This window comes from Njordella aestuarii (assembly GCF_056494165.1).
The window spans coordinates 780,013-803,735 of sequence record NZ_CM151397.1 but is presented as its reverse complement, the minus strand read 5'-3'; the positions used below and the strand labels follow the sequence as shown (position 1 = coordinate 803,735).

The 23,723-nt window shown below is 50.6% G+C and carries 16 protein-coding genes; 5 read left to right on the top strand and 11 right to left on the bottom strand.

Annotated features, from left to right (window positions below; translation table 11 throughout):
- Positions 1-78: 78 nt before the first annotated feature.
- The 4 genes from SH451x_RS03120 to SH451x_RS03105 form a co-directional block, all read right to left on the bottom strand.
- Complete coding sequence (locus tag SH451x_RS03120; protein WP_479360910.1) at positions 79-1,344, bottom strand: prepilin peptidase; 1,266 nt, start codon at positions 1,342-1,344, stop codon at positions 79-81.
- Between the two features lie 167 nt (positions 1,345-1,511).
- Complete coding sequence (locus tag SH451x_RS03115; protein ID WP_479360909.1) at positions 1,512-2,045, bottom strand: shikimate kinase; 534 nt, start codon at positions 2,043-2,045, stop codon at positions 1,512-1,514.
- Between the two features lie 48 nt (positions 2,046-2,093).
- Positions 2,094-3,296, bottom strand: a complete 1,203-nt coding sequence (dinB, locus tag SH451x_RS03110; RefSeq protein WP_479360908.1) for a DNA polymerase IV — start codon at positions 3,294-3,296, stop codon at positions 2,094-2,096.
- Positions 3,293-8,134 (bottom strand): outer membrane protein assembly factor BamB family protein, encoded by a 4,842-nt coding sequence (locus SH451x_RS03105; protein ID WP_479360906.1) that lies wholly within the window; start codon positions 8,132-8,134, stop codon positions 3,293-3,295. Before SH451x_RS03105 ends, dinB begins: the two co-directional genes overlap by 4 nt.
- Before the next feature lie 330 nt (positions 8,135-8,464).
- Here SH451x_RS03105 and SH451x_RS03100 point away from each other — a divergent pair, with 330 nt between their 5' ends.
- Complete coding sequence (locus tag SH451x_RS03100; RefSeq protein ID WP_479360904.1) at positions 8,465-8,866, top strand: Hpt domain-containing protein; 402 nt, start codon at positions 8,465-8,467, stop codon at positions 8,864-8,866.
- A gap of 260 nt (positions 8,867-9,126) precedes the next feature.
- Positions 9,127-9,612 carry a GYF domain-containing protein gene (locus SH451x_RS03095; RefSeq protein WP_479360903.1) on the top strand — a complete coding sequence of 162 codons (486 nt, stop codon included), beginning with the start codon at positions 9,127-9,129 and terminating at the stop codon, positions 9,610-9,612.
- Between the two features lie 26 nt (positions 9,613-9,638).
- Here the strand turns inward: SH451x_RS03095 and SH451x_RS03090 are convergent, their stop codons facing one another.
- The 4 genes from SH451x_RS03090 to SH451x_RS03075 form a co-directional block, all read right to left on the bottom strand.
- Positions 9,639-10,769 carry a GNAT family protein gene (locus SH451x_RS03090; RefSeq protein ID WP_479360902.1) on the bottom strand — a complete coding sequence of 377 codons (1,131 nt, stop codon included), beginning with the start codon at positions 10,767-10,769 and terminating at the stop codon, positions 9,639-9,641.
- Positions 10,770-10,968: 199 nt separating this feature from the next.
- Positions 10,969-12,591 carry an FAD-dependent oxidoreductase gene (locus tag SH451x_RS03085; protein ID WP_479360901.1) on the bottom strand — a complete coding sequence of 541 codons (1,623 nt, stop codon included), beginning with the start codon at positions 12,589-12,591 and terminating at the stop codon, positions 10,969-10,971.
- A 385-nt stretch (positions 12,592-12,976) separates the two neighbouring features.
- The gene (locus SH451x_RS03080) at positions 12,977-15,211 is read right to left on the bottom strand and encodes an ABC transporter permease subunit/CPBP intramembrane protease (RefSeq protein ID WP_479360899.1); all 2,235 of its coding nucleotides are present in this window, start codon (positions 15,209-15,211) and stop codon (positions 12,977-12,979) included.
- Positions 15,211-16,059 carry an ABC transporter ATP-binding protein gene (locus tag SH451x_RS03075; RefSeq protein ID WP_479360898.1) on the bottom strand — a complete coding sequence of 283 codons (849 nt, stop codon included), beginning with the start codon at positions 16,057-16,059 and terminating at the stop codon, positions 15,211-15,213. Before SH451x_RS03075 ends, SH451x_RS03080 begins: the two co-directional genes overlap by 1 nt.
- Positions 16,060-16,402: 343 nt before the next feature.
- Here SH451x_RS03075 and SH451x_RS03070 point away from each other — a divergent pair, with 343 nt between their 5' ends.
- The 3 genes from SH451x_RS03070 to SH451x_RS03060 all read left to right on the top strand — a co-directional run bounded on the left by SH451x_RS03070 (position 16,403) and on the right by SH451x_RS03060 (position 20,335).
- On the top strand, positions 16,403-17,620 hold the full coding sequence (locus tag SH451x_RS03070; protein ID WP_479360897.1) for a carboxypeptidase-like regulatory domain-containing protein: 1,218 nt from the start codon (positions 16,403-16,405) through the stop codon (positions 17,618-17,620).
- A 127-nt stretch (positions 17,621-17,747) separates the two neighbouring features.
- On the top strand, positions 17,748-18,953 hold the full coding sequence (locus SH451x_RS03065; protein ID WP_479360896.1) for an NAD(P)/FAD-dependent oxidoreductase: 1,206 nt from the start codon (positions 17,748-17,750) through the stop codon (positions 18,951-18,953).
- A gap of 134 nt (positions 18,954-19,087) precedes the next feature.
- A complete protein-coding gene (locus tag SH451x_RS03060; RefSeq protein WP_479360894.1) occupies positions 19,088-20,335 on the top strand; it encodes an MgtC/SapB family protein in 1,248 nt (415 codons plus the stop codon).
- Positions 20,336-20,392: 57 nt separating this feature from the next.
- On the opposite strand, the gene SH451x_RS03055 is transcribed toward SH451x_RS03060, so the two are convergent.
- The 3 genes from SH451x_RS03055 to SH451x_RS03045 form a co-directional block, all read right to left on the bottom strand.
- Positions 20,393-20,830 (bottom strand): cytochrome C oxidase subunit IV family protein, encoded by a 438-nt coding sequence (locus SH451x_RS03055; RefSeq protein ID WP_479360893.1) that lies wholly within the window; start codon positions 20,828-20,830, stop codon positions 20,393-20,395.
- A 1-nt stretch (position 20,831) separates the two neighbouring features.
- Positions 20,832-21,914 carry a cytochrome c oxidase subunit 3 gene (locus SH451x_RS03050; RefSeq protein ID WP_479360892.1) on the bottom strand — a complete coding sequence of 361 codons (1,083 nt, stop codon included), beginning with the start codon at positions 21,912-21,914 and terminating at the stop codon, positions 20,832-20,834.
- An 81-nt stretch (positions 21,915-21,995) separates the two neighbouring features.
- Positions 21,996-23,669 (bottom strand): cytochrome c oxidase subunit I, encoded by a 1,674-nt coding sequence (locus SH451x_RS03045; protein ID WP_479360890.1) that lies wholly within the window; start codon positions 23,667-23,669, stop codon positions 21,996-21,998.
- Between the last annotated feature and the right edge of the window lie 54 nt (positions 23,670-23,723).

Sequence of the window (23,723 nt, the reverse complement as noted above, 5' to 3'; positions counted from 1 at the left end):
CGCAAAAATAGGCGGAGCCCCTGAGTCACCGTTTTACCAAGCGGAGCCTGGGAACGAGAAGCATTTGCTCAATACTATTTAATGCTGGAATACTGCCCTTTTGATCAATCTCCAAACAGCCAGCATGGCTCCCATGAGCAGGAACAATGCGACGAAAATTATGATGAGCTGATAACCCATTGCGAACCGCTCTTGAAGCGTTTGATTCCAAATCGCGTCCCAACGGAGCAGGCAGTAAATCGTTGCAGCGCACAGATATGGCCCAAATGGCGTTGCCGTATTCCCAGTGATGATTGCCTTAACCAAAACAATCCCAAGAGCAAAAAACGGAGCGTAGAAGAATGATATCGCAACAGGTTGCCAACCTAAAAACGCTCCGACCATGGCCATCAAAATGACATCACCAAATCCCAACGCCTCCATGCCAAGCGCAAGTCCAGCGACGATCCGAACAGCCCAAACAATTGATCCGCCGATAGCGATTCCGCCAAGCGAACAGAACAAAGAATTCCATGCTGTAGCGCTTGCCGCAGAATAAACGACAAGGATTAGCAACGAACCGACAATTGCCATCGCCAAAAGAAACAACCAAGTTGGACGTCGAACAAGCCCCGCAAAAAAATACTGAATCGACTTTTTAAATCCACGCCGCAAAATGATACGACGATCGGCAAGCGCGAAACACCATCCCAAAAAGATTCCAATTGCAACGCAAAGTCCAATCCAACTTCCCGCCCAAGTCGGCATCTGCCCAGGGCTGGTAAGCTGAAGTTGATGAGGCCATCGCCCATTAGGTCCAACGAGGTCGATCCATAAATGCCACTGTGGGATTAACACACTCCCTACGAGCGCAAACAACGTCCCTGGGATGGTAATCGCGTCAGGGATAAGCATTTCGTCGAAGTCGATAAATGTTGCGGCGACAAGCAGCAGCATAAGAGCAAGGTGCCCAACAACTTGCCAATGCAAATCCACGCTAGTTAACGGCATGGGTGCAACGGCTAAGGTGGGATTGGGTAGCAAGCCCCCTGTTACTTCCCAGTAGTAAACGAAGGTTATGGCGATTGGCACCAATAGCTCAAGCAGCAAGGGGCGGACCCAGTAATGTTTTGACCAGCCTTCCTGGTGATCCTTTCGAAATAGCCAACCAATGATTGGCACAAAGTAAATGAGTTGCCTTGAAGTCTGGGGCTCTCTTGTTGTACGGCTCCAGGGACTAACCCTCTGCCCAAAATACGATAGGCTTGAGATCGCCCAGTTAACCAGCGGGCCGCAAAACAGCGTAGCGATCAATGCTACGGTAAAGATGCGTTGCTCAAGCGGAAGCTGCGCAAACCAATTCATCGGAACCGGATTCCTATAAGTATTCTGTAAATCATTTTTGGTACGCGTATGCTACCGCGTTTTCTGCCGCTACAGCACCCTGGCTCTGACATAAAAATCACTTGCCTGCTACAGCTTCAAATCACACCATCAAACAAATATCACTTGGCCAGCACAACCCAAGAAATTTAATCGCATCTAGCCGTTCTCAGCCAGTGCTGGATCTGCCTTGCAACGCGATAAGTTGACCTTTCTTCCGTATCGATCTGCAGTTGAGCACACTCGGCGTACAGTGGGTAGCGTTTAGCGAGAACCGTTCTAACTTCGGCCAACATCGACGACTCGGCTGTGAGCTGCGGGCGGCGCCCCCCTGAAGTCTTGTCACGCGTGATACGTACCGCCAACGTTTCTGCACTTGCTTGCAACCAGACGACTAATCCCTGCCTAATCAATCGCCGATTCTCTTCACGCAAAATTGCACCTCCGCCAAGCGATATTATTTGACGCTCGGGGGATCCTGAAACGAATTCGATCGCCTTGGTTTCCATATCCCGGAAAGCTTCTTCACCGTCATTTTCGAAGACTTCACGAATTGTCTTGCCAGCCATTTGTTCAACAATGTCGTCCGTGTCAACCGAAGTCGTCCCTAACAGTTCAGCAAGTTTTCTACCGACGCTCGATTTTCCGCATCCACGGTAGCCTATCAAATAAATATGCCTCATAAGCCCTCACTCCGGCTCACGCTTGTGTTTTTTAAAAATTGCTCAAGACTACTCTTTTGAACCATCGCGAGCCTCCTTACTAATCTTCTGCTTCGCCCACACATGGGCTGTTCCCCGATAAATTGCATATTCTCCCAGCTTGCCTGTAATTTGGTCAGAGACCGCATCGAGCCGATGATTGGCAGCTTTCTCTTGTCGGTCAAAAAGGTCAAGTTGCTGCGGAACATTTTCCGCAGTAAGTTCAGAGACAGCGATTCCAATCAGGCGTACGGGAGCTTGAGCTTTCGCCTGCATAGCCCGGACAAGCGAATCCACTATTGGCCACACATCGTCCAAATGACAAACTATCTTCTTAAAGCTATGCGAACGAGTGTGTGTTCTGAAGTCGTGCGTGCGGTATTTGAGCGTTACGGTTTTTGCAAAACGTTGGCTTTGGCGCAAGCGTCGGCATACTTGGTCGGTCAAAAAATTGGCAACCGCCAAGATCGAGTTTAGATCATCGATATCCTCCGAAAATGTTCGCTCATGGCTAATCTGTTTTGCCGAATGGTCCGTTTCAACTCCGCGCGGATCGATACAGTTTGCAAGAGCGAACAGATGGTCGGCCCAGTTACCTAGCAGCGACAGATGTTTTGTTGACAGCTTGCGCATATCGGCGATCGTTCGAACACCGAATCGCTCAAGTCTTTTTTCAGCAACAGTGCCGACACCCCATAACCTTGCAATTGGTAAGGGATCTATAAAGTCCTGCATGTCGCTCCCATCGACGATTACACAACCATTTGGTTTTCCAATGTCGCTCGCTATTTTCGCGATGAACTTTAAAGGTGCCGCGCCCACGGACGCGGTTAATGAAAGTTCATCCTGAATCGTTTTTTTAATCTCCGCGGCAATACTATGTACGGAAGCAAAATGTCGCAATGTACCAGCAATGTCAAGAAAAGCTTCATCGCATGAGAGAGGCTGGATCACCGGCGAAAACCGTTGCAAGATTTCGCGAACCTGCTTGCCAACCTGAGAGTAGAAACGACCGTTCGATTTAACGAAAATGGCATGCGGGCATAGAAGTGCTGCCTGCCTGCCACTCATTGCCGAGTGGATACCGAACTTGCGGGCTTCATAGCTAGCCGCCGCTACGACACCTCGGCCATACTTGGATCCCCCTACGACTACGGGCTTGCCTCGCAATTCCGGATTGTCACGCTGTTCGATGGACGCAAAAAACGCGTCCATGTCGATATGCAGGATCATTCGAAAAGTGTTCCAGCGTCTTCTGCTTCTTGAAGCGCTTTGCTGTACTCACGAAGCTCTTCAGGCATCTCCTTTATAAGCGTTGCCGCTGAGACATTGCCTACCTCAACGGTTGGCTTAGAGTCGTCCGACGCCTCTGAAGTCCACTGCAGATTCAACGTTGCACTGCGGTAGTTGATATTCAAAATGTGTTGTGATGGAAAAACACTGGAGGCAAATCCGATTCCTTGTTGCGTCGGCAGATAGTCATTCTGATAGAGCAGCTTACCAGTCTTCAAATCGATAAACGCTACCGACGAAAGTTTAATCCGCCTGTTCGCCTCCAGACGCAAGTTCAGCTGACGAACAAGCACCATCGCTGGTGAGATTCGCGGCTGACGGACGGGGAAATGAAAATGGTAAACGTCCAATGGCTTTTCCCAAATCGGTTTCCCAGTCGCGATGTCAACTGCGAGCACTTCACCGGCGACTATATGCGAATCGAGCTCCGCTTCATCCTGCACAAACTCCAGTTTTTTACTGGGCACGTAAGACATCAGCACGGCGACGTTTTCAAAGCGTTCAAGTCGGATTTGGTTTATCCTGGAACTAGCTACCAGTGGATACGAAAACCTTTCCGCTGACTTCAGATTCCAGTATTCCAGCTCTTGGTCTGGGCCCCATATAGCCAATGACGTATCGTCCAGAAGCTCCGCTCGAGAGCTACCGGGCGTTTCCAGCTTCAACAGCGATTCGCCGGTTTGTGCATTAAATAGCTGGAACTCGTACTTACGTTCGCTCGTTTTGCGGCCGGTCAGAAATTTCCCCTCGGTCATCAGCCAAATACTTCCCGAACTTTCGAACGTACCGATTTCGTCGACGGCACCGGTGCTCGCCTTGATATTAACCCGAGTGCGTCCTACCGCGTCGATGGCCGTCAAAATGCCATTGTCGAAAGTCAGATAGGGCTGCGAGGCAAACCCTGACCGGTTGCTGCCCGGGAACTTCATCGCTTCGACATTCACTGTCCAGATAACTTCTCCGCTTCGGAAGTCTTTGCATTGGATCGTTTTATCAGTCGCTACGATCAAGCCAAAAGGGTAAGCGACTAATGCCGTAAACCCAACGGAGGCGCGTGAATTTTCCGCACCCCAATCAAGCGTCTCATTCCTTCGATTGCGATCTATGCCCAATCGGCCTGTATTTGCACGCCCGAACTGCTCTTGCCATAACACAGTGCTAGAATCGAGAAAATCAGATTCAAGCCCTCGACCACTGGAGGCTTCTTTCTGAGCCGCGAGTGTATCAATTGCAGTAAGCTCGCCACCTTGCTCGACAATCAGAATAGAATTGACCATGTAGGCGGAAGCTTGGTTGGTTGTAAAACCACTGTTGCTTGGGATTGAGATCTTGCGGCGATGCGCTGCATCGACCAGATCAATGGAACTTGGCATCATTCTTACGGTCCAGCCCTGCAGAGCGTCACCAATTCGCGTATTGATGCGGCATACAGATTCGGCAAATCTCATGTCGCCAACGCTAACATTTTCCTTTGATACAACTACTTTCCCCTGAGGCCAGTCCTGACTATCGCTGTTGGCGAAAGCTTCAAGTTCCTCTGGCGTGTAAGTTTGCTCAGCATATGCCTCCGCTAACCAAATACTCCCCCCAAACTCTTCCTCAATACGACTGGGCGAAGCAATTTTTTCCACCGGCGCAAAGCTAGCGAACTCTGACAGCGCACCATCGGCAAGGATCGAAACTTCATCTATTTCATTAATTTTATCGACGGGAATCCCAATCGTGAGAGCAAGCTTTGCCGCCGTCTGAACTCTGCCAACTTCGTTGTAAAGCATCACTCGCAATTTCTTGGACGCAAGCGTTAATCTGTCGGCCTCTGCTTTGTCTTCAAACAGTTGCGCAAGTGACTCGCATCGAACAGCTCGTATTTCAGCATCGAGCAAATCGCCAGCCCGATACGCTTGAATCGCCCGCACGAGAAAGTACGGACTCGCTTGTGGAACATAACGAAAGTGCAGATCCAATACCACGCTTTCGTCGATTGAACTGATCGATTTCTGCAGAATCGACTTAACTTGCTCAACTGCCTCGACCTTCATTTCAGGCGAAGCCTTTTGCAGCAAAGTTGCAAGCGTCGAAGCAATCCACTCTTCTTCGCGTATCGACCAGTGTTCCTCTAAATCGATTGTTTCGGCATAACCACTGTGAACTTTAACGGCATCACGTTTCAATTCCGTCAGCTCTAACAGTTGCCCAAGAGCGGCGTCATAGGACTCGCGCAGGAGCAGAGCTCGTACTAAACTTGCAACGTACTGACTACGATTCGGTCCTTCCTCCATCAACGCGTTAAGCTTTTCAAAACGAGGTTCGAATGATTTGAAATCTTCTTTAAGTACTGCCAGACCAACTTTTCGAACGACGCTCTTGATTTCGTCATTCTCGGGCGCTGCCTCGTAAGCCTGCAACGCAAGGTCAAATGCCGCCTCCCAATCGGAATCACCGACCGCCAACTCGGCACGCCTCGCTAAAAGCAAGGGACTCTGCTGGTTTGACGCCAACTCGTTCTGCAACTGCAAACGCACTTGATCCCGGATGGGATAGCTCGCTAGCACCACGGGCCCGAGGGAAATTAGTGAGTCCGCCGTAGCGACTAGATTTCCAAGCGGTTTTTCGGCTCGAACCACGTCGACGATTTTACCCTCCTGCGCGTTAACTTGTAATATAGCTTGACTAGTTGTCGGGAAAAAGATCTGGTCGTTGTTCCGTGCGGAACGCCCTGCGACTTTACCATACTCGGAAACGTTAATATCCCAAACGCGTTCGCCGGTTTGTAAGTTCAAGCAAGTTACAGCGTCGTGAGACGCAAAAACCACGGTGGAATTCAAAACCGCAGCTATGTAAAGAACTTCGGAGTTGGGTGAATTCCAAAGAGAGACTCCACTGTGCAAATCAATCGCGGATAGCCCCTTGCCATCAGGTGGAGCATGAATCACTACACCGTCGCCGATAACAACAGAAGTCTCCGATGACCTAGCCTCAAGTGGCTTGAAATCCCGGTTCGGTGCAATCCCGAATACATTAATCCGATCATTTCCACGCGACTCGCTATTCTGCGCGTAACGAGTGGACCAACGCAAGCTCCGCGAGGCAAGGTCGACCGCTACGAGTTCGCCACTGAGTGTTGGGCAAACGACAACGCCAGCGTGAACGGCAGGACTACAAGCAAAATTGCGTCGCACTACATCGGCCGCGATCGTCGATACGCTATTCGCCGCTAGCTGTTGCTTCCAAAGCAGATGCCCATTATTTGGATCGACACTATAAAGAATTAACTCGCCATTCACTTCGCCAATAATCAGCAGTTGTCCATCGTAGGGCAGGGGAGGGCCCAGAAACAAAACGTTAGCCAAGAGTGGTTCGCTAAGCCCCTCTTCGCCGCCGACTTCCCATGCCAAACTGGCTTCACGCTTTATGCTGTACGCTTGAAGCACATTGAAATTCTTCTGGGGAATGGGGACCGTGATGCTTGCATTAGCACCACGCCTGAGGCTTTCCGCCGCGTCGACCGAAGCTTGCTCAACGACGACATAAATATTTTGATCGTCCGAGGTTAGCTGCCCCGTCGCTTGTTGGCCCCAAATGCGCTTGGCAAGATAATCGACGATCGGCAGTTTCGTACTGCTGAATTCTCGTCGTGGATAGACGTTGTCCGATTCTCGGGAGGCACCGGCAAACGGCGTCGCCCATTTCAGCTGCCCCGTGCGCATGTGCACTGCATGCACGCGTTGGTCGTAGGTCATGGCGATTACATATGGAGGAACAACGATGCTTGAACGTGATGGAATCAAGGAAATCTTCTCGTTCTTCTTCGACTGCTCCTGCATGGTTTTCAGAGCGTCATTCTCGTGCAAGAGAGATTCATGGAGCAACGAATGCCAGGAGACAAATGGCAAAGGCAGACCAGCCAACGAATCTGCATTCCGATCGGGTGCACCGCCAATCACATTTGGAGACGTTTGTTTTTCAGAGCGAGACTTTAAGTCTGCTGAACGCAACTTCTGAATCGTTTCGTCTTGATTCGCAAGGCTCAGCCGCACCGAGCCGACCGAGACGTCCTTGTTCGCAAACTTTACATTGGCATCCGCAAGGACTTCCCGGGCGCGAGTTTCGTTTCCAGCGGCTAACCAAGCAGATGCCGACGCAACCCCCAGGACCGGGCCAAACTGCTCTCGTGCGCGACGGTATCTCAGCAGCTGTTGCCATCGCCACGCGGCCCACGCCGGGTTGCCCAGTGCCGTCTGATGTTCCGCCGCCAGAAAGCTTGCTTGTCGCCCAACCTCGGTCATTAAATAGCGGCTTGCAATCGCATCAATGCGTTGCCAGTCCCCTGTCGCGATTGCTTGGTCGAGCTGTTGTTTGGCTGACACACCGTAGCGAAGCTCAACCGTGGCTTGGCCTTCTTCAGGAATCGAATCGAATAGCTCCAGAGCCCGTTCGTGAATTGTTGCCCGAGCGGTATCGGCTTCCATTTCGCTCTCGCGGAAGTAATCCTGGCCTTGCCCCTCAATGCGAACCGCGTCGGCCTCGATTCCCAGCACGAGGCCTAGCGATTTGGAAGCCTCGCTCCAAGCCCGGTTTTTGATTGCGTTTTCGGCTTGAGTCAGCAATCGCTCGATTTCGCGCGGCGGGTTGATCCGCGATGAAAACTCAGAACTCGCTTCAGAAAAGAAGGCTTGCCCCCGCACTTCCCTGAGTGAACTCGTGAAAAAAATGAGCGACGCCAGAAAAAGCGAGCCGCGTAAAAGTTGGCATCGATACAACCGGTAGTTTTGATTCATATGGATCGATTACACGAGGTCCAAAGTCCGTAGAAGTGTCAGTCACAACGATTATATCAGACACACCGTCAACAGATCAGACGCACGTTGCATCACTTCGTTGCAATTCCAGTCTTCTTTACCATGAAATTGCCGCAGTTGAGGTCTCCCACGAGCTTCATTTGGCCTCCAAAAGATTGGAAAACAGGCTTTCTAGAAGGTGACAATTCGAAAATGCGCACGCTGGTATGTACAAGCTAGACTTGAAAGCAACGGTCGAAAAACCTCGATCTGCTTGCGATGATGGGAACGCCATCGTCGCAAAAGCGTGTCCCGGATAGCGGTTGAATTATGGCAAAGAAGCACTTTGTAAACTACCAACAGATTCCTAAGATCGACGATGTCGAGGTCTTAGATACTCAGCTGTTGCTTGAACGCTGTGAAAACTCCATTGGTGAAGCGGAAGAACAGATTCGGACTTTCTTAGACTCAAATGACCGCGATTTGCCAGAATTGGAGCGAGCTCTATCGTGCGGAGACATCGCTCGGGTCGCATCTATGGCGTACCGAATCCGGCAAATCGCTGAATCGCTGGGCGCAGTACAGACTTGTTTGGTGACGTCGGAATTGGAAAAGAGTTGCCGTCGAGGCACCTGCGAAACTCTTCCGCTTCACATTTCGCAGCTTCGCTACAGCCAGAAGGCGCTCCACTCCGCCATCGCAAACTTCTCTAGCGATATTAAGCATGCTTAACGGCTTGCGACACCCCAACGGTCTTGTGCAATATTGGGTTGAGCTACGATGTCTCCTTGGCTGAAAATTCCTATTGGAATTGGGCCAAAATCTCTTGCGGATTGCCGCTGCATCAAAGAAAATAGCGCCGCGTAACGAAAGTTGGAAATGGGCATTTTTTTCGAATGATCGGTCGTCTAAAATAGCAGCCCCCACGATTCAAGCTCCTGCCCTGCTTGCTGCCGTCTGCGGATACGCAACTCAAATTGGAGTAGATCAGCATGCCTGATTGGTATTATCGCGATACTCAAGATCGCACTGTTGGCCCCATTAAACCCTCCGATCTTCTCAGCCTTATTCGCGGCGGCGAAATTAGCGAAGAAACTCCGGTGCGCAAGGATAACTCACCCTGGGTCCGCTCTGTTGAAATCAATGGGCTATGGAATGCCGCTTCGCGTCCCGACACCGAATTTAGCTGCCCGGTTTGCAATGCTTCGATCTCGAAACCGCCCGTTCGTTGCCCCAGTTGCATGAAATACATCGACAAAGCGGTTGGCAAGATAAAATCACAAAACGTTTCCGCCAAGCAGCTGCAGCGCATGCGTCAGGCGGCTACCGCACCTCAACAGCCTTCCAACAACGCAGCACGGCTAAATCGAGCAACCGTTGAAAACAGTCATGTCGTAACAGCGTCAACCGCAGTGAATAACGTCCAGAAAAACACTCGCTGGTGGCGTTCCTTATTTGGACGCCGCAAAGGCCAATAGCCGACCTTTGCCACAACCAATACCGCTTAGAACGGTGTCGCGAGGCTTCGATCATACAGCCGATAAGTCTTAGTGCGCCGCGCTCCGCCACGCTCCAGAGTCCCCTTAGACAACTGGTTGCTCTCTAGCACCCACGAGAACTCACACTGATTGATTCCACGTGCGAGACAGTCAGGTGTTATGCGGTCTGCTGCGACTAGGCCTAACCCCCAACGCTGAAACTCGGGTAGCACATTGCTGCTCACCATCCGAATCTTCTTCAGATGCTTGCGACCAAATAAGATCTTTAAAAAGCCAAAAGGGAACAGCTTGCCGTCAATCTGCTTAATGATCGGATTGTAGTCGAGCAAACCAAGGACTACGCCAACAGGCCTGCGATCAACTTCGATAATCGTTGTCAACTCTGGGACAAGAAGCAATCGAAGTCCGTCAGCGGTATGGGCCGCTTCAGCATCCGACATCGGCACGAACCCCCAAGTCGAGACTAACGCTTCATTGTAAAGCTTTACAAACAGTTTAGCCTCTTCTAACAGGTTGCTGCGATCAGCCTTTCGCAACGTTACGTTGAATCGCCGCTTCACTTCCTCGATGACAAAGTAAAGTTTGGTATCGAGTGTTTTCAGCATCGAAGATTCGGCTTCAAACGCGTACAAATCCTGCGTTTTCTGAAAACCGAGCCTTGTTATTAGCGCTTCATAATAAGGAGCGTTGTAGGTCATCATGAAGGCAGGTGGCGTATCGAAACCTTCGACCAACAATCCAAGTTCATAATTGAGAGACGGGTTGCAAGGCCCCCGAACGTCGGTCATGCCGTACGACCGCAAATAATCCGAGGCCGCAGCAAACAACAGTCTGGCCGCTTCCGGATCATTCTCACAGTCGAAAAAGCCAAAGAAGCCACGCTTTTCGTTAAAGCGTTCGTTATGACCAAAATTGACAATCGCCGCAATTCGACCAACGACTTGATTGTTTTTGCGGACGAGGAAAGTCCGGATTTTGTTGCGGTCGTAAAACGGATGCTTGCGAAAACCAGCCAGTTCCTCTTGGTTCAACCGGATCGGTGGCACCCAGTTTTGATCGTCCTTATAAAGTCGCCAAATCAGCTCAATGAATTCGCGTTCTTGCGGATATTTTTCGACGGTTTCTACGCTATACAACGCTATTGCTCCCGCAACTTTAACTATTCAATCGTCGCCGGCAAACAGGCTGCTCGCGACAGAGGAGCTAACACTATAGCTTTTCAATCGTTTCCTCCAACGCCACAACTTTGCAACGCACGGAATAACTTCGATCCCACACGTAAGAAACCGACCAGTTTACTGACAAAGAGCCATGGTATAGCGATTCAAATTGAGTTCAATCGCCGCTTGAAACGGTTGGCATTTTTAAGATCTGGCCATCGCTTTCCAGTTGCCGTTGGAGAGCATCGTACGGCACATCTTGAACCGCGATGTTGGAGTCCAAAGCCATCGCCGACACCGTCGCTGCACTTTGCCCCAAAATCATAAAGACCGGTTCCATTCGAATCGAACCGAACGCCACATGCGAACTGCTGACACAAACAGGCACTACGAGATTGTCACAATCTCCCTTCATTGGCAATAATGAGCCGAGGGCGATTTGGTAGGGGCCGGGCGTATGAACGCCAATATCGCCTTCGTTCTGAACAACCCCCTCGGGCGTAACATAGCGTTGAACATTGTGCGAGTCGATCGTGTACGCCCCCATACCAACTGAATCAGGAGTTGCTTTCTTACCCAGCAAATCGTGTTCTGTCATGACATAACTACCTAGCATCCGACGAGCTTCGCGGACATAGATTTGGTGGGGCCAATTCTGATTGTCAGTAAACTCGTCTTTTGCCAAGCCCCATTCCTGCATCGCCTGCTGCACTTCCGCAGGCACACTGGGATCATTTGCAATAAAGTAGAGCCAGCCAAGTTGGTAGTTGCGATGGGCGGCGATTATTTCCGCGCGACGAGCGTAGCTAGCTTCAGGGTAGTCGTAGTTTTCACCGAGAAAGTCGGTGCTGACAGGGCCATGGTTGTTCGTGTCCGTTTTGTAGTTCGGAATTGGATCGAACTTTTGAAATGTTTCACGCCAGCCTGCTTCAAACACCCGTCGCAGAAGCTCGTATCGATCGGGATCGTATCCCTCAGGCTTGGGAAACGCTACTCGATTCTCCGCATGCTTCGTCAGACACATGCGAAAACAATAGGCTTGGATTCGTTTATCCGCAGAGCCGAAATCGCCGGGTGGCTCAGGACTAATTAATGGTAATAGGTCGCTGCTTGGATCGCCAGGAGTCTTGTATGGGCTGATCGACGGCAGATTTCCAAAATGATGGCCATGGTGTAGCACACCAGTTTGCACTCCGGCCCATCGCTCGTCGTAGGTGCTTTGCGATTCGCGACCAACGTGATACGGCACTTTGCTAGCCGCCATCAAGTCGCCTTCGTAAGTCGCATCAATGTAGACTTTTGCTAGGAATTGAGTTCCGGAAAGCGTTGTCAACGATTCGATACGCGATCCATTTAGCGTGACGCCGTGCTCTCGGTCAAGCCATTCGTTACGAAAGACGGGAATAGCGTTCTCTCGGACGAAGTCTTCAAAGATACTTTCGGCCACATGCGGTTCAAAGATCCACATCGTCCGTTGTGAGCCATCGATTGCCGGCGTACCTTGCCCGACATTGCCATACTCAGCGGCTTTTTGCCAACGCCATGCTTCTGGCTTCTGGTAATGTAGCCAAACACGATGATAAAACTCGCGAGCGATGCCACCAATCACGGCCTTGTTCCCAGTGTCTGTGAACCCCAAGCCCCCGCTGCTAAGACCACCTAAATGCAAAACTGGAGACACGATGGCAACCGTTTTATCCATCCGTTTCAATTGAACCGCAGCGGCGACGCCAGCACTAGTACCCCCATAGACAACAACGTCGAATTCATGTTGCTCACCGCGCAGTGAAGCAGCCATGATAGATTGCAATCCCAACACAAGGCAAAGCCCGGGAGCAACAACACGGTTCATAGTCGATACATACACTTGGTGGATTTTCGTTTCAGCCAGCACATTCAACTATACCATACCGCCAGCCTTAAAATCGGGGAGCAGGAACGGAGCAGCTCTTTGGTCAGCCTCCGTTGTCTCCGCAGGATGGATGGCTCCGGAATGAGAGAACACTAATAAGCATCAATTGAACACTAGGATTGAAGGCACAAAGCCACAATTTCGGCCGGGCGCCGCATTAGTGAAGATTAGTGTTACTAGCTTCTTCCAATTCTAGGCAAATTGGTGTTAACCAATGCGCAGCAAAGGACGACGAGAAGCAAAGGAGTGACGACGGTTGCCTTCGATGAGGTTAGACGGCTGGCTTTCCGGGCAAAGCGGCGAACTTGCCTGTCTCCAGCAACGCGTTTTTCGCAGCGATTGCCGGAGAGCGGAGAAAGTAGCAAAGAGCGGAAATCATCAAAACGGCGCTGATCGCATGCCAATTGCCTGTATACTCTAGCCCCTCGCTTCCAGCCTGGACAAATGGCTGAAGCACAGCCGGCGTACTTTCCGTCAATGTCGCCATGCGGACCATCAACATCGATAGCGAGTTGTGGCATACGTGAATCAGGATACAGCAAACAACGGAACCTGTACGCCAAGCTACTACGCCCAGCACCAGACCCATCACCGAAGCCGAGATCGATTGCTGCAAGACGCCGTGAGAAAGTCCGAACAACAACGACGTTAAGAATATTGCACGCACGACACCTCGATTGTGCGCTAAGCCGGCGAAGATAAAACCGCGAAACGCAAGTTCTTCACAAATCGCTGGAATTACAGCTAGAACCATGATCAAACTAAGCAATGGTGCACCAGCGAGCACTTGATCGATCCCAGCGAGAGCTAGTTTCGTCTCGTCGCCAAACGGAAATTCGATTTGTATTCTCTGAGCCAAGAAGATGTAAGTCGGATGAATGCTTACAGCCAGAACCACTGCTACAGCAAAATCAAGTACGCTAACTGTGTGGAGTCTAAGAGCCTTGCGGATGGATGTGGTCAAGAAGATTGCCATGATAAGGCAGGGCGCTAGAATCATCGCTAGTTGTGTAGCGATCGTCGATTGAGCGATACGGTGCCAAGTGATCTCGCCACCAGCCGATTGTAACCTTCCGTAAAACAGTGCAATCAGTACGATTGCGCCACACACGACGGCCATTGACGGCGAAGCGACACTTGAGCGGTCTCGCCACAGGTGGTGAAGCCAGGCAGCCATATCAAACCTGTCTGTTTCTCGAAAAAGGACAGTCTCAGTTTCGAACTGGCGGACCGCCCAACGCGTTGCCAGCCAACAACTGATGCCTGTGACGAGAATAACGAGCGGCGAATACATTACAGCTTGTGCATATTGTCCTTCTACTAACGATCTAGCCAACAGGATAGCGCCTGCTACCGGGAACATACTTGTGCCGACAGAAAGGCGAATGCCTGGCATCATTGGCAACATGACCAAGGGCATGCCAACAATGAGAAGCGGCATGAGGTAATATTGCCCCTCTTTACTGCTTCGCGCGAGAGCGGCTATGGCGAGTGCAACGGCGCTGAAGAGGATCGAAATCGGCAACAACATAACCAATAGCCAACCAATGGAACCGAGAGGTAACGGTCCCATGGTGATAGCTAGGTCCGGGCTCAAATTTGAGAACTGTCCAGCGACAATCGCAATCGTCACCTGCATGCTCAATAAGTTGAGCACCGCGGTTAGCACACTGAAACAAATTACGGCAAATAGCTTGCCGTAAACAATCTCGCGCCGTGTGGCAGGTCCGCTTAATAGTGTTTCAAGAGTACCTCGCTCTTTTTCGCCGGCGCACAAATCGATCGCCGGATAGAACGCACCGGTCAGTGCCCAAACAAACATAACCAACGGGAGCACTTTCGCCCACAGCATGACTTGGCGGGTTCGATCTTCGGCCACATCGATCGTCGATACACTTGCCGGCTCCAGCAGCATTGGATCAAGGTCACTTTCAAGCAAATTGGCTCGCAAATTTCTTTGTCGCCAGCCTTCGATCATATCAACAACATGGTTGTGAGCTATCTGCGAATCGTCCGACGCAAGGTCAGCAATTATTTCGAATCGCGGTGCATCATCTGCAGATGACACCAACAAAATTGCGTCTGCGCCGTAGCGATGCAACCATTCTTTTCGAATCGCCGAATCCAACTTCTTTTGAACGTTAGCAGGGGAAGTGGAGTTCTCTTCGACGGCGACGATTTCGGAGGAAGGATACTGCAGCCATTTTATTTTGTTTCCTGACGCGTCCTTGCTATTCAAAGCTTGCGATGGAGCCACACTTTTTTCGCTCAAGTCGATTTTTTGGACTTCTTCGGCGTCAATAAAGTGCTCGGGCAATAAATCGGCTCCAAGGATCGCAACATCAAGTTGTCGAGGAGTGCGGAGCTGTGCCACTTGCAGCATCAAAAGCCCCATCAATGGATAGAGCAGTAGCGGCAAAATTAGGATCGTGAACATTGTTCGACGATCCCGGAACTGATCTTTTGCTTCTCGCAAAAACAGCCATCGAACGCGATTCCAATTCATCACACGCTCCCTCCCTGAACCGAGTCGCTAAGCTCAGCATGTACTGTGGCGAGCCCAATTGGGATGTCATGCCCCAAAAAATGACTGACTGCATTTTTGGGTTCGCGAGATTCGGAAGTGAGCAATTGGATAAACAATTCTTCGAAGTCCTTTTGCTGATGACGTTCGGCAAGCTCTTCTAGTGTGCCACTATCAAGGATCTTGCCGCGATACATGATCGCAACATGATCGCAAAGCCGTTCAACTTCACGCATGATATGTGTTGAAAAGATGATGCAACGCCCGTCCTCTTTCAGATCTGCAATGATTTCTAACAGCGATCGAGCAACTAAGACATCTAATCCGATCGAGGCTTCATCAAAGATCAAAACTGCGGGATCGTGAATCAACGCTCTTGCAATCGATACTTTTTGCTTCATCCCAGTCGACATTTTTGCGCCTGGGCAATTCCGGATCTCATCGAGTTGCAAACGTCGAAAAATTTCGTTGCTTCTAGTGTCGATTAGGTCTTCAGGCAATTCGTGCAGCCTTCCGAAGTACCGAACAATCTCCCAAGCGGTCATGCGATCATAAATCGCGGTGTTGTTAGACACGAAACCGATATTCTGCCGAACCAAATCCGCATCGAGGGCGACGTCGATCCCATTGACGAGCACTTGCCCGGAGGTCGGCGGAAGAATGGTGGCTAGGATGCGTAGAGTGGTTGATTTGCCGGCGCCGTTTGGTCCCAACAAGCCAAAAATCGTTCCCGAATCCGCCTTAAAGGAAATATCGTCCACGGCTCGAAACTCGCCGATGCGGAGATCCGAATAGGTTTTGGTAAGATTTTTGACGCTAACTCCAGCCACAACACACTCTCAATTCGGGGGCTAACAGGGGAGCGAAACTCCGGTTATGCGGATTTTTCAGCCCTATTCCAGACGCATCTTGACTTGTCGACCCTTTAAAGTGCGCTCCGCAGAGGGGCCGGGAGCGAAGACTTTTGCCGAATCAGCAAAAAAGCGCAACTGTGTGAGGGGCAATTGGAAAAATTAGTTAAAATCGGCAAATTCAGTCGACTTGTGAACGGACCTGTCTATACTGTCAGTGCTCTCAAGATCGAATTTTGTCACATCATGAATTGCGATGGGGTCTGAGCTTATTCGGTAAGCTTTTTGACCTGACTACTGATCCAAACCGAACGAGATAAAAATGACTGTTCGAAAAAATATCCGAAATGCATTTTCTGCGGCCCTCGTCGTTTGCTGTGTCTCTTCGGCTTTCGGCCAGGAAGCTGTGCCAGCTGAACCTGAAGGCAGTTCGTCGCCCGCCGTGCTGACTAACGCGGTAGCAAACCGAGCTCTGAACAACTTGTACGTCCACCAATGGGTGCAAGGCCGTCCGAGTGGCGAACTAATTGGCCGTGTCGTTCGGGTCCAGGGCGAAACAGCTCAACCTGCTGACGAAATGCGCGTAGCACTGACACAAAATGGACGTGTTGTTTCGGAAAGCGTCACAACCGCCCAAGGCTCATTTACACTCGAGAATGTACAACCTGGTCGATATACGCTTGTTTCCCGAGGACAGAACTCGATCGGTCTGTTTTCCCTCGTAATCCTTGATCCACAATCGGGTCGCCATTTGCCTGCAGAAGTCAATGTTCCTGTTGCAAACGTGGCAGAGTCCGTTCTAGAGAAAACGTTCGCTTCGCAAATCGTACCTAACGCGATGCCGCTTCCTGCAGCATCGGGTGGTGATCCTCTGGGTGAAAATCGTAACGTTTGGTCTCGTGATTTCCGTGTAAGTTTGAATAGCAATGGCGGGCTTGATGGCCAACTGTCGCGTGCTGGTGTAGCACCCGTGGAAAGCGACATTGCTGGTACCAACGTCATGCTCTTTGAAGATGGCCGCGAAATCGCTCGAACGCAAGCAGATTCGAACGGCAGCTTTACATTCAGCTCGCTTGAAGCAGGTTGCTATGGACTTGTTGCTTCGGGTCGTGCTGGTGTTGCTGCAGTAGGCTTCTGTGCTGTTGACAACGAATCGTTATCGCTGAACACGTCTAATGGTGGTGAAAGATTTGTTGCCGCTGTGCAAGACTCGACGCCCGGCGTTTTAGGTGTTGAAATGGGTGAACAATCGCCAGCGATCGTTGAATATGCACTGGAGCCGATTCCTGAAGAAGAAGACGAAGGAGCGTTTGTACCACTTGGAGGTCCTCCCGGTTTCGCTGGTGGAATCCCTGGTGGCGGAATCGGCGGCGGTGCTGGTGGCGGCGGCGGTGGGTTGCTTGGTGGTATCGGTGGAGGCCGTTTTGGCGGGCTTGCTATGCTGGGAGCGCTCGGTGGGATAGCTGCCGCAGTCGCATCGAACAATGAAGACGACGTGGCTCCAGTTTCGCCTGGTACTATCATCGTGCAACAGCCGTAGTAAGAAGCGATAATTTATAGAAGGCGAGTGTTCAAACTACTCGCCTTTTTTATTGGATACTTGTTGTGGTACCGAGTGCAAAACTCGGAACCCAGCTTTCTTAAAGAGAAGTAGTCGAGCTAGAAGTTTGGATCTAACCTCGGACCATCCCTACTGGTTTGTTAAAAACGGCCTATTGAATGCCTATCCGTTTTTAGAGCACGATCTCGCTTGCGACGTTCTTGTCGTCGGTGCAGGCGTAACGGGCTCGATGATCGCCGATCGACTTGCGGCGCGCGGTATGTCCGTCGCAGTCGTTGACCGTCGCGACGTCTGCCGCGGTAGCACCTCGGCGAGCACCGCGCTATTGCAATACGATATCGACGTTTCGTTGACGGAGATGGCGGTTAAGATTGGATTAGAGAAGGCTACACGTGCTTACAAACTTTCGTACAGCTCGATAGATCGTATCGCGGAGCTTATTGCAAGCCTGCCTGCTTCGTGCCAGTTCGAACATAAGACCAGCCTGCATTTTGCCGACGATCGCCGCGCGGCTCGCAGCCTCGCTCTCGAAGCTAGGGCTCGCAAAACTGCAGGTGTACCCGTGCGTTACTGCAACGCATCCAAATTGAAGAGTGAATTCGGTCTGAATGGAGTCGCTGCGTTAGTCACTGACCAAGCAGCTTCATGTGATCCATATCAGTTGGCACACGGCCTGTTGTCTCGCGTTCTTGCCAGTGGCGGGCAAGTGCTCGATCGGACGGAAATCGATCGGTTTGAGCCAAACGGAAATGGAGTCGACGCGCACACTACGCGAGGACCACGCATTTCCGCCAAACGGCTCGTAATTGCCGCAGGCTATGAGTCACAATCCTTATTGAAGCAAAAGGTCGTAAACTTCGACAACACTTACGCCCTCGTATCGCAACCGCTCAACTCCCTCGGTTCCTGGAATCGCAACTGGATGCTATGGGAAGCCAAGCAGCCGTACTTATACATGCGAGTTACCCGAGATAATCGCCTGCTCATTGGCGGCGAGGACGATGCGTTTCACTCCCCCGTACTTCGCGATGCATCTTTGGAAAAGAAGTCCGAAGTGATCGCGCGAAAGTTCCGTAAATTAGTGCCAGACGTTGAATGGGAGACGGAGTTTTCCTGGGCAGGCACTTTTGGGAAAACGTCCGACGGGCTAGCCTACATTGGTTCGCCGAAAGAGATGCCCTATGCCATCTTCGCTCTTGGATTCGGTGGCAACGGAATAACCTTCAGTTCGATTGCTACCGACTTGATTGAAAACCTCATTATCGATCAAGACGACAAAAACTTCGATCTTTTTGCTTTTGATCGAAATTGAAAACTTGGCAACGTGGGCCGACCTTCAACGCGAACGCTACGGCTTGATGGCGATGCACAATTGCGTCCCCCCTCTCGATGACTAAACTGAATCAGTCGAGTCGCGGAACCTAACCAATCACCTTTCGTCGCAACATGCTGCCTCATCCCTACTTAGCCATCGTCGTGTCTCTTGGGCTAGGAATGCTAATCGGCTTGCAAAGGGAATGGAAGAAGTCAGACATCGCTGGAATCCGCACGTTTCCACTTATATCTTTGTACGGATGTCTATCAAGCTTATTCGTGGAAGTCCAAGGTGGTTGGATTCTTGCCGCGGGTATACTCTCCATCGCAGTCCTCATGTTGGTCAGCAACGTTTCGAAACTGCAGACGGTAGGTGCAGAGTCGGGAATGACTACAGAAACGGCAGCACTGCTCATGTACGTCATTGGTGCTGCAATCGGGCTTGGCCATCTCGGACCGGCAATCGTGACGGGTGGCATGATGGCAGTGCTATTACACTGGAAGAAACCGCTTCATAGTTTCGTTAGCAATCTTGGTGAATCTGATTTTCGCAGCATCATCCATCTAGTCTTGATCGCTCTTGTCATACTGCCTGTTCTGCCAAACCAAACCTACGGTCCCTATGACGTTATCAATCCGTATAAGATTTGGCTAATGGTCGTGCTGATTGTCGGGATCAGCATGACAGCATACGTTGCGTTTCGGATCCTCGGCCCAAAAGCGGGCAGCATCGTTGGAGGAGTCCTAGGCGGCTTTATTTCCAGTACTGCAACGACTGTAAGTTATGCTCGTCTGAGCAAGAATGATGATTCAGCAACTTCGGTTGCCGCTTTGGTCATCACCATCGCATCAGCAATCGTAAACCTTCGCGTTCTCATCGAAATTGGCGTTGTTTCACCATCTCTACTACAAGCCACTTGGGTCCCAATTTCCATCCTACTCGGGATTATGCTACTGGAAGCAATTGCGATCTACTCGATGATCTCCAGTGCTGAGACAGAGCCGCCCAAGCATGACAACCCGACTCAGTTTCATGCAGCTGTTATATTTGGGCTGCTTTACGCCGTCATACTTTTCGTCGTCGCTGTTGTCCGGGCTAATTTTGGAAACCAGGCGCTGTATGTCGTGGCCGCCGTGTCTGGACTAACAGACGTTGATGCAATCACGCTTTCTACGGCTGAACTCTACAACCAAGGCACGCTACCAAGCGACAACGCGTGGCGGATCATACTAATCGCAATCATGTCGAACCTTCTGTTCAAGACCGCCGCGGTCATATTCCTCGGCCATCGTAAACTCCGAGTTTATATCGTCACGATTTTCGGATTAGCGTTTGCCGCCGGGCTCGTCCTGTTCTGGTTATGGCCTACCATAGAGTAGTCGCTAACAAGAACGAGCCTATGTCAGAGTCTGGCACTCCAAGCTAAAGACGGGCATCTAGTGCGACGCGTCAGCCGCTTCGGAAGAATGTGTCTCAAGTCCAGTTTTAGGAATGGACGCTTCCAGAGTGTCCGCATTAATGATATCGCGATGGTAACCGGCGGCATCGGTCAGCGTAAAACCTAGGAATAGAGCGACGAAAATCAAAGAGCTGAAAAAGATGATCCCGTTCATCAATTTGTCCCACAGCATATGCATGAAGAACATGATAACCAATCCAGCCTTGACCGTCGCAATGAACAACGACAGATAGATTTCAGAATCACCGAGATCCCAAGTTGATTGATATACAGTAAGTCCAGTAAGCGCAAGCAGAATCACGAAAATGATCAGCAGCATAGACACCGGCGCTGGATGAGAAAACTCACCATCGTGATGTCCATGACTGTGTGAATCGTGATTTTCGACCGCAGCGTGGTCAACGGAATGTGACATATTAAGTTATCAAATAAAGCAGTGGGAACAGGTAGATCCAGATAAAGTCAACCAAGTGCCAGTAAAGCCCCACATTATCAACAGGGCCAAAATACTGCGAATGAAATTCGTTTCTAGCGGCGCGGAAGATCAGCCAAGTGATGACTCCCATTCCCGCAAGAATGTGAATCGCATGGACACCGGTCATTGCGTAGTAGATGCTGAAGAAGATTCCAGCCATGCTTTTTTGGTTCACATCCGCACGAGGCACATCTGCCGCGACTGGATCGATCGCCACTTGGTTTGCGTAAGCTTGAGACGCATACATTGAAGGCAGTGCTATTGCATCAGACGAATGGCTCGGTTCGGTCGTTGTATGTTGATCGACTGATGCTTGGAGTTCGCCGGGTGAAGACACGTGGGCCGTTTCTCCGTGTGAATCGTGCGCTTCGGCTTCGGTCAAGACCGTTCCTAAGTAAACCCCGCCGAAAAAGCAGATCGCGGCAGTCAAGATTGGACCGGCAACATGCATCTGGTACTTGTCTTTTTTGAGCAGCGAAGAGGCGTACCAAAACGCCGTGCCTACCACGATAATAGCTGGTATAACACACAACCACGCAAGGTAATTCGAGTGTTCGACAGTCTGCCCCATCTGTGCAACATAGTCACGAGCAGCAAACAAACCTAGGTCCCATTTGTGTGTGTATTCTACTGCTTTAACACCGAGAAAGATTGCAGCACAAGAGAGGGTTGCCCCTAACATTCCGACTAATGTTTTATGCTGAGACAACTGGGCTGCACGTACTGCCCAAGCCATCGTTAAGGAGCTAAACAAGAGAATGCCGGTATTGATAGCCCCCAAGAACTTGTTGAGGAACTGGCTTGCAAATTCGAAAACTTCTGGGTGCTGGCTGCGATACATCGCGTAGGCGCAGAACATTCCACTGAAGAAAAGAACTTCCGTGACCAGAAACAGCCACATTCCTAGTTTGCCAGAATCATACTGTTGTTCAGCAGATTCGAAATGATGCGCTAACCATGATGGATGATCATGGTGTTCATCACCGTGCGTTTCGTGCTGCAATTCATCTACAGTTGCGCTCATACTGGCCGTTGGCCCCTAATCAAATCTCTGTGGAAGCGTAATGTTAAAGTTATATTATTCGGTTGGAGCAGACGTTAGTTTCTAAGTGGTCGTCTTCGTAACATACTCGCCCTTACGTTCATCGTACTCCACACGCCTGAAATCGTACGGATCGCCAACTGCAGGAGTATGGCTGAAATTGTCGTGTGGCGGAGGCGAACTGCAAGCCCACTCGAGCGTTGCTCCACCCCATGGATTCGCAGGAGCCTTCTTACCAGTGAGTATGCTCTGAATCAATACGCCCAACGCGATGAACAAACCTACGCCCAGTAAGAATGCCCCGTAAGTCGACATCTGGTGCATCGACTCAAACTCCGGCATGTACGACGCATAACGCCGAGGCATACCGCGGCTGCCAAGCACAAACTGTGGAAGGAATGTCAGGTTAAAACCAATGAATACGATGATAGCTGAGATCTGACCACCCAACTCGTTAAACATTTTGCCAGTCATCTTCGGCCACCAGTGGAATAGTCCACCCAAGAATGCGACGAGCGTTCCACCCATCATGACATAGTGGAAGTGAGCCACCACGAAATACGTATCATGAAAATGACGGTCGGTCGAAAGAGCGCCAAGTGGCAGTCCAGTAAGACCACCGATGGTGAACAGTACGATGAAGGACAACGCATAAAGCATCGGAGTATTCAACGTTACCGTGCCACCGTACATCGTCGCAAGCCAATTGAAGACCTTAATGGCCGAAGGGATTGAAACAGTGAACGTGAGTGCGCTGAAAACGATCGTCGTTACGGTTGCCATGCCGCTGGTGAACATATGATGTCCCCAAACAAGGAAACCAAACAGCGCCAAGGCAATTGAAGAGTAGGCAATAAAGCGGTATCCAAAAATACCCTTGTGGCTGTGAACGCTCATCAGTTCGCTAATTACACCCATCGCAGGCAGAATCATGATATAGACTGCAGGGTGTGAGTAAAACCAAAAGAAATGCTGGTAAGTTACCGGGTCGCCGTTGTAGTCAGGATTGAAAATCCCAAGACCTAACAGGCGTTCTCCAGTCAACAGCAGAACCGTGATTCCCAAAACAGGCGTTGCGAGTACTTGGATAATCGAGGTTGCGTATACCGCCCAAAGGAACAGCGGCATCTTGAACCAAGTCATGCCCGGTGGACGCATCGTGTTGATAGTCACGATGAAGTTCAGACCGGTAAAAATTGAACTAAAGCCTAAAACGAAAACTCCCAAAGTAGCCAGTACAACGTTAGCAGTCGTGTCCAGCGAATATGGAGTGTAGAAAGTCCAACCGGTGTCGAGATTCAGGGTGATCATCGTCGCGAGGAAAAAGATCGCCCCAGTAACCCACAGATAAAAGCTGCTCAGATTCAATCGCGGAAACGCGACGTCCTTAGCTCCAAGCATGATCGGCAACAGGAAGTTGCCCAACGCTGCCGGGATGCTAGGGATGATAAATAAGAACACCATCACCGCGCCATGCAAGGTAAAGACGCGGTTATAGGTTGTCGGATCAGTGAAAAGAGCTCCGTTAGGCGAATACAAATGCGCGCGAATCAGCAACGCAAGGATGCCCCCTAACAAGAACGAAGCCATAATACCGACAAGGTACATGATTCCGATTCGTTTATGGTCGAGTGTCAACGCCCAGCTGAGCACACCTTTAGAGTGTGTCAGGTAGTTGCCGTGCGGCGCCTCTGGCTGCGTGATGATGTCACCCGGATGTGCGACAACAGTACTCATAATGCTTATCTCAAATTTTGTAATGCGTAGGATAACAAACGACTTGGCTTACGA

Coding starts and splice junctions, on each gene's coding strand:
- SH451x_RS03120 (WP_479360910.1), bottom strand. CDS start 1,344: ATGAATTGGTTTGCGCAGCTTCCGCTTGAGCAACGCATCTTTACCGTA.
- SH451x_RS03115 (WP_479360909.1), bottom strand. CDS start 2,045: ATGAGGCATATTTATTTGATAGGCTACCGTGGATGCGGAAAATCGAGC.
- dinB (WP_479360908.1), bottom strand. CDS start 3,296: ATGATCCTGCATATCGACATGGACGCGTTTTTTGCGTCCATCGAACAG.
- SH451x_RS03105 (WP_479360906.1), bottom strand. CDS start 8,134: ATGAATCAAAACTACCGGTTGTATCGATGCCAACTTTTACGCGGCTCG.
- SH451x_RS03100 (WP_479360904.1), top strand. CDS start 8,465: ATGGCAAAGAAGCACTTTGTAAACTACCAACAGATTCCTAAGATCGAC.
- SH451x_RS03095 (WP_479360903.1), top strand. CDS start 9,127: ATGCCTGATTGGTATTATCGCGATACTCAAGATCGCACTGTTGGCCCC.
- SH451x_RS03085 (WP_479360901.1), bottom strand. CDS start 12,591: ATGGCTGCTTCACTGCGCGGTGAGCAACATGAATTCGACGTTGTTGTC.
- SH451x_RS03080 (WP_479360899.1), bottom strand. CDS start 15,211: ATGAATTGGAATCGCGTTCGATGGCTGTTTTTGCGAGAAGCAAAAGAT.
- SH451x_RS03070 (WP_479360897.1), top strand. CDS start 16,403: ATGACTGTTCGAAAAAATATCCGAAATGCATTTTCTGCGGCCCTCGTC.
- SH451x_RS03060 (WP_479360894.1), top strand. CDS start 19,088: ATGCTGCCTCATCCCTACTTAGCCATCGTCGTGTCTCTTGGGCTAGGA.
- SH451x_RS03055 (WP_479360893.1), bottom strand. CDS start 20,830: ATGTCACATTCCGTTGACCACGCTGCGGTCGAAAATCACGATTCACAC.
- SH451x_RS03050 (WP_479360892.1), bottom strand. CDS start 21,914: ATGAGCGCAACTGTAGATGAATTGCAGCACGAAACGCACGGTGATGAA.
- SH451x_RS03045 (WP_479360890.1), bottom strand. CDS start 23,669: ATGAGTACTGTTGTCGCACATCCGGGTGACATCATCACGCAGCCAGAG.